The organism is Agrobacterium sp. MCAB5 (assembly GCF_052114365.1).
Lineage (GTDB): Bacteria > Pseudomonadota > Alphaproteobacteria > Rhizobiales > Rhizobiaceae > Agrobacterium > Agrobacterium tumefaciens.
Map to the genome: position 1 here is coordinate 1 of NZ_JBFREP010000368.1, position 365 is coordinate 365.

General features: G+C 55.3%; 1 pseudogene. It reads left to right on the forward strand.

Features of this window, described 5'->3' with window-relative positions:
- Positions 1 to 365: pseudogene (locus AB4Z23_RS29065) on the forward strand (ABC transporter ATP-binding protein); the annotation flags it as partial.

Sequence of the window (365 nt, forward strand, 5' to 3'; positions counted from 1 at the left end):
CTCGATGATCATGCAGATCGGCCTTATTTATTTCGTGCCCGGCATTGCCACGTTTCTGTTCAGCACCCTTTTATTGGGAGCGATCCTCAGTGTGGATCTGGTCGCCATCGTCATTCTCTATGGGGCGGCCTTCATCTCGCTTACGCTCGCCTCGAACCGTCTGACTTCGCCTTTTCTCGAAAAGGCCATCGAAGCCGGGCAGGAAAATGCCGGTTTTGTAGGAAACGCCATCGGCATGATCGAGCCTTTGCGGCATTCGGGCAGCACGGCCTGGATGAAGCGCCGGTTTGCGGACAATGCGGGAGTGATCTACCGTAACTGGCGGGTTTATTCACTGCGCCGGATCGGTTTCGTCTTCACCATCT